The sequence below is a fragment of the Microcystis sp. M53598_WE2 genome (assembly GCF_030067735.1).
In the GTDB taxonomy this organism is placed as follows: domain Bacteria; phylum Cyanobacteriota; class Cyanobacteriia; order Cyanobacteriales; family Microcystaceae; genus Microcystis; species Microcystis aeruginosa.
On record NZ_JASJFE010000136.1, the window covers coordinates 1 to 4,089 of the forward strand.

General features: G+C 43.6%; 4 protein-coding genes and 1 other RNA gene. 3 read left to right on the top strand and 2 right to left on the bottom strand.

Going from position 1 to position 4,089, the window contains the following annotated elements; all coding sequences use genetic code 11:
• Positions 1 to 332: 332 nt before the first annotated feature.
• The 3 genes from PX636_RS03040 (at position 333) to PX636_RS03050 (ending at position 2,933) form a co-directional block, all read left to right on the top strand.
• On the top strand, positions 333 to 1,469 hold the full coding sequence (locus PX636_RS03040) for a DUF58 domain-containing protein (protein ID WP_288116184.1): 1,137 nt from the start codon (positions 333 to 335) through the stop codon (positions 1,467 to 1,469).
• Between the two features lie 86 nt (positions 1,470 to 1,555).
• Positions 1,556 to 1,652: signal recognition particle sRNA small type (gene ffs, locus PX636_RS03045), an RNA gene on the top strand.
• 9 nt (positions 1,653 to 1,661) lie between these two features.
• Entirely contained in the window at positions 1,662 to 2,933 is a 1,272-nt protein-coding gene (locus PX636_RS03050; protein ID WP_002795603.1) for an MFS transporter, read from the top strand.
• A gap of 36 nt (positions 2,934 to 2,969) precedes the next feature.
• Here the strand turns inward: PX636_RS03050 and PX636_RS03055 are convergent, their stop codons facing one another.
• Positions 2,970 to 3,599 (bottom strand): DUF3782 domain-containing protein, encoded by a 630-nt coding sequence (locus PX636_RS03055; RefSeq protein ID WP_288116185.1) that lies wholly within the window; start codon positions 3,597 to 3,599, stop codon positions 2,970 to 2,972.
• 113 nt (positions 3,600 to 3,712) lie between these two features.
• On the bottom strand, positions 3,713 to 4,089 hold a 377-nt coding region (locus PX636_RS03060; RefSeq protein WP_288116186.1), incomplete at its 5' end, for a formyltetrahydrofolate deformylase.

Here is a 4,089-nt window from a genome sequence, read left to right on the forward strand (position 1 = left end):
AATAATTAGGAGTGAGTGCTTGACTTTGGCGGCGGCTTGGGTTATGATTGTTTTATAATGGGATGGTCGTGTTTATTGCCGAACGCTTAGATTACCATTATGAATAAACTCTTTTAAAAATATTATCCCAAAATCTGCCGACAAAAGCAAGCAAAATTTTGCCATCAATTGTTAAGTTTTGTTAAGAAAAATCCTAAGAGTGGCAAGGGATAGAAATCTTGTGGCTGATCAGTCCGATCTCTGTGATAGTTTCTCAGGGCTTTTGGGGTAATTCTAGAAGTGTGGGCCTGATTTTTAGCTTTCTAGCAAAGACGACAAAACCACTAAACCCGATGAAAACTTGGTTAGAAGATCGCGGTATTTTACCCGCTTACGGTGGTGGGGTAATCATTGGCATTACCCTCTGTTTTTTCGGAGCTGCGACCAATACCATGGCGGGATGGTTGTATGCTATCTGTGGCACGACGATCGCTGTTTTAATTTTATCGATAATTTTACCCCGTCGTTCCCTTCTTCCCCTGAAAGTGCGTCGTCTTGCCATTGTACCCGTAAGTGCGGGAGACGATCTTAGTATTAGCCTAGAGATAGAAAATACGAGCAATCAGCCGATAAATCTGTTAGAAGTGACAGATATCCTGCCTATAGTTCTCGATCAGCCAAAAATAACCCCAATAGAAGTGATTGCCTCCAAAAGTTGCCATCGTTGGACTTATTATTTACCCACCAGTAAACGGGGTATTTATCACTGGCAAGAAGTACAATTAAGAACAGCAGCCCCTCTCGGTTTATTTTGGTGTCGTCGTTGTCATCAAGCAGCGGCTAAAGCTTTAGTTTATCCCCAAATTTTACCCTTACAACAATGTCCCCTAATCGATTCCCTCGGTCAAGAGATGGAACAAAAATTAGAAAATAATCGCTATTATCAAAGGGCTAGTCAAGGACTTACCCGTAACCTGAGACAATATCGCCAGGGTGATTCTACCCGTTTAATTCACTGGAAAACTAGCGCCCGTTTGGGAGAATTTCAAATTCGGGAATTAGAAGTGTTAACGGGAGGACAGGAAGTGATTATCTGTCTCGATACCCTCTGTGATTGGCAAGAAGACAGTTTTGAACGGGCGATTATTGCCGCTGCTTCCCTCTATTTTTATGCCCATCGTCGGCAATTAAATGTGAAACTCTGGACTGGTGAAACGGGTTTAATTCAGGGGGAGAGGATCATTTTAGAAACTTTAGCCGGTATAGAGGCAAAAGCTAGTCAAAAAAATGCCAATCTGCCTAATTTACCTGTAATTTGGTTGACAAGTAACTTCAATTCCATCGAACAACTCACCCCCGGCAGCCGTTGGTTATTTTTCCTCGCTGCCGATTCTAGGGAGAGTCCTTCACTCTTAATCCGACAGTTTAGCGGATTGGCGATCGAACCAGAAACTTCTCTACAACAACAATTGCAAAAACCCCCTCGTTGAGGAAATTTCTGTTCACAGTCTAGATTGAGAGGAGATTCTCCGGAAAAAAATGCCCGTATCCCCGAAAAAGATGTTATGATAAAAAAGACTCGGACTCATGCGATCGCAACGCCTTAACCTTGTCAGGACCGGAAGGTAGCAGCAATACAGGATGCTTGTGACTGGCGTGATCTCCGGGTCTTTTTGTTGCCTGTGACGGTCGCTGTTGTGAACGCTTTCAAAACTTTTCGATCGCTTACTGCCGAGACTCGTAGTCAACTACTCTTCCTCTTCGTCACGGCGCTGTTTTTCTGGATAAGTATTACCACTCTCCTCCCCACTCTCCCCACCTATATTGACTCCCTAGGCGGTAGCAAACAAGATATCGGTTTTGTCATGGGGGCCTTTGCTATCGGTTTAATTTTATCGCGCAGTTGGTTAGGCAATCTAGTTGATCGCCGCAGTCGCAAATTAGTGGTTTTATTTGGAACTATTGTCGCCGCTACCGCACCCCTCGGTTATCTATTTTTTCGCGATCTTTCCTCTTTATTCGCCGTCCGCGCCTACCATGGTCTCAGTATCGCCGCTTTTACCACCGGTTACAGTACCCTAGTGGTGGATTTTTCCCCCGTTCGTCAACGGGGAGAGATAATTGGTTATATGAGCTTAACTGCACCCCTAGGCATGGGAATCGGTCCAGCTTTAGGCAGTTATCTCTACCAATCGATCGGTTATAACGGTTTATTTCTAGTTTCCGCCGCTTCAGGAGCGATCGCCTTTCTCTTTGGTTTCTCCATTCAAGAACCGGACTTCAAGAAAAAATTAGCCGAAATGAAGGCAGAAAATCAGACAATTGAGCGCAGTTTTTGGGCATTATGTCAAGAGCGAGCTTTTTTAGTCCCCACCTTAGTTTTTCTGCTGGTTGGCACTTTATTCGGCGGTTTAGTCGCTTTTTTACCCCTGTTTCTCCTCGAAAATCAGCTCCCTTTCAGTGCCGGTCTATTCTACAGTTGTGCGGCAGTATCGGGGGTAATCGGACGGATTTTGTCGGGAGGAGCCAGTGATCGCTATGGACGGGGTTTATTCATCACTATTAGCGTTTTTTGCTATGGTTTATCCATGTTGGTTCTATCTTCTGCCCGATCTTCCTCCGCTTTAATTTTAGCCGCTATCCTCGAAGGTACGGGAGGGGGGATTTTATTCCCTATGTTACTGGCTTTAATCTCCGATCGCTCTGGGCCCCAAGAACGCGGCCGGGCCTATTCTATCTGTATCGGCGGTTTTGATGTGGGAACAGCCTTAGCCGGTCCAATTCTGGGGGTTTTAGCAATTTCCTACGAAACTATGTTTAGTTTATCGTCAGGATTAGCTGTTATCGCTCTCTTTCTCTTTTTTACTCTCTCTAACCCCACTATATGCCATTCTTTTCTCTTCGCTTTCGGCTTAGAAAAAGATCGTTATGCTCTGCGCGGACAATTACAATAAAGCTTACTGAAAAAGTTTTTCCTAGGGCAGGGTTATTTAATAGGTTTGAGGTTGAAAATTATCGGGAATATCTAATTCAAATACTTGGTCATGAATCCGAGCCACATAAAACCCTTCTTGCAGAATTTTTTCCCGTAATTCCGGGGATACATGAACCGCCGCTAATATGCCATAGAGTTTTTTATCTTTGTGTTCAGGAAAAAAGCGGCGAAACCGTTGCAAAATACTTTTTAATTGAGTAATATCTTCCTGTCTAACATGACTTTTAACCTCAACGATATAGGCAATATTTAGCTCACCATTGGTATAGGCAAGAACATCAATTTCTAGGTGTTGTCCTTCTTTACTGACTCGCACACTGGGACTGATAACTTCCATACCAAAGCGTTGTCTGAGAATCGTTTCCATTGAGGGAAGGGCAAGTCCTTCGGTAAAGCTGCCGAATTTGGCACCAAGTCCCCCAATTTGTTTGCCCAGTTCTTTGAGTTGTTTGTCAGTTTTCTTCTGTTGTTGGGCGTTTTCCTTCTGTTGTTGACTAACTTCCTTCAATAGTAGTTCAGTCTCCTTCTGTTGTTGACTGACTTCCTTGAGTTGTTTGTCAGTTTCTTTTTGAGCGGCAGTTAATTCGGCTAAGAGTCGCCATACGTCTTCGGATGTGGTTGCCATAGATAATTTTTTCCTTCTGATCTGGTCTATTGCTATTTTAGTCAATCGCGCCGATACTTCCTAATTTTTAAGCTTCAATGCTCTCTTTTTTGTCAAGTACATCTTATCCCATTTTAAGCGAACACTACCGTGCGATTAGCGTAAACCAAAACGCGATTTTGCAAGTGTAAACGTACCGCTCGCGCTAACACCACCCTTTCTAAATCCTTACCTTGACGAATTAAATCTCCTACGGTATCGCGATGGCTAACTCTGACCACATCCTGCTCGATAATTGGCCCCTGATCGAGATCGGCAGTGATATAATGGGCGGTGGCTCCAATAATTTTTACCCCTCGATCGTAAGCCCGTTGATAGGGATTAGCTCCGGCAAAAGCCGGTAAAAAAGAATGATGAATATTGATAATATTGGGGAAAAAGTTAATAAAATCTGGAGTGAGAACCTGCATATATTTAGCTAAAATCACTAAATCTATCCGGTATTCCCGCA

Excerpts from the sequence above, each read along its gene's own strand:
- PX636_RS03040 (WP_288116184.1), top strand. The coding sequence starts at position 333 with ATGAAAACTTGGTTAGAAGATCGCGGTATTTTACCCGCTTACGGTGGT.
- PX636_RS03055 (WP_288116185.1), bottom strand. The coding sequence starts at position 3,599 with ATGGCAACCACATCCGAAGACGTATGGCGACTCTTAGCCGAATTAACT.